At 73.4% G+C, this 1,478-nt stretch carries 2 protein-coding genes; both read right to left on the reverse strand.

The annotated features are described in order from the left end of the window. Positions 1-108 precede the first annotated feature (108 nt). Entirely contained in the window at positions 109-822 is a 714-nt protein-coding gene (locus tag FGF04_RS39170; protein WP_149516156.1) for a response regulator, read from the reverse strand. A 103-nt stretch (positions 823-925) separates the two neighbouring features. Next, positions 926-1,390 (reverse strand): Crp/Fnr family transcriptional regulator, encoded by a 465-nt coding sequence (locus tag FGF04_RS39175; protein WP_149516157.1) that lies wholly within the window; start codon positions 1,388-1,390, stop codon positions 926-928. Between the last annotated feature and the right edge of the window lie 88 nt (positions 1,391-1,478).

Consider the following 1,478-nt stretch of genomic DNA (forward strand, 5'->3'; position numbering starts at 1 on the left):
TGACCGGGGGCCGCCGGGCCGTCCCGTACCGCCGGCCCGCGTCGCCGGCGGGCACGGAGCGTCTCGGCGGCCCGCGTCGCCGGCTCCGTACCGTCAGTGGCCGTACCGTCAGTGGCCGTCCCGCCGGGGCGACGGGGGCAGTTGGGCCGCGAGCACCGCCGCCTGGATGCGGCGCTCCACGCCCAGCTTGGCCAGTAGCCGCGAGACGCCGTTCTTGACGGTCTTCTCGGAGAGGTAGAGCCGCTGGCCGATCTGCCGGTTGGTGAGCCCCTCGCCGATGAGCGCGAGGAACTCGCGCTCACGCTCCGACAGCCCCGCGGGGCCCGCGCCGTCGCAGGGCGCGGCGCCCTCGGTCGCGGCGGCGCCGGCCGGGGCGCGCAGGGTCCGCATCAGCCGCGCCGTGGTCGCCGGGTCGAGCATCGACTGCCCCGACCCGACCGTGCGGACCGCCGAGATCAGGTCGGAGCCCTTGATCTGCTTGAGGACGTAACCTGCTGCCCCCGCCATGATCGCGTCCAGCAGCGCGTCGTCGTCGTCGAACGACGTCAGCATCAGGCACGCCAGCTCCGGCATGCGCGCCCGCAGTTCGCGGCAGACGGTGATCCCGTCGCTGTCGGGGAGCCGGACGTCCAGGATCGCCACGTCGGGCCGCAGCGCGGGCCCGCGGACCAGTGCCTGCTCAGCGGTGGCCGCCTCCCCGACGACCTCCAGATCGGGTTCGGCGTCCAGCAGGTCGTGCAGACCGCGGCGCACGACCTCGTGGTCGTCGAGGAGGAACACGCGGACGGGTGTGCTGCCGGGCACGTGCTGACGTTCGGCCATGACCACGACTCCCTGCAAATGCCTGCCATCTCGGCTGTACCCGACCGAGCGTCGCGCACCGGGCGGGGGCCTCGACAGGGCCGAACGGTACCCATCGGCGGAGCTACAGGGGAGCGCCGACGCCGTAGGGGGCGTACAGGTCGAGCAGGCGCGTGCGGGTGGCGTGCAGGCGCCGGGCGAGCACCCGGCCGACCCACTGGCCGACGGCCGTGCCGAGGGCCGGGTCGGACTGGCACATCAGCCGTACGGTCGACGCGTCCAGTTCGTGCGCGTTGACCGTGGAGACCGCCTCCGCGCCCAGTTGCCACACGTAGGGCGGGAACATCCAGGACCAGCCGATGAGTTCGCCGAAGCCGAGGGTGTCGATCACGGGGGAGTGGCGGCCGGGGACGCGCAGGTCGAGGGCGACCCTGCCGGTCCGTACGATCCAGAAGTGGTCGGCGCGTCCGCCCTCCTCGAAGATCCGTGTGCCCTGCGGGAACGTCACCTCCCGCGCGAGCCGCATCAGACGGCCCATCTGCTCGGCGGGCAGGGCCTCGGACATCCTGGGGGTGGAGGTGGCGAGCATGCGGGTTTCCTCTCTCGAATGCCGCGGATGACGCGTTGCGGCACCTCCAGGGTCTCGGGCGGGGCAACGGCGGGACAGGGGCCAACAG

It is taken from the genome of Streptomyces apricus, assembly GCF_008369065.1.
Lineage (GTDB): Bacteria > Actinomycetota > Actinomycetes > Streptomycetales > Streptomycetaceae > Streptomyces > Streptomyces apricus.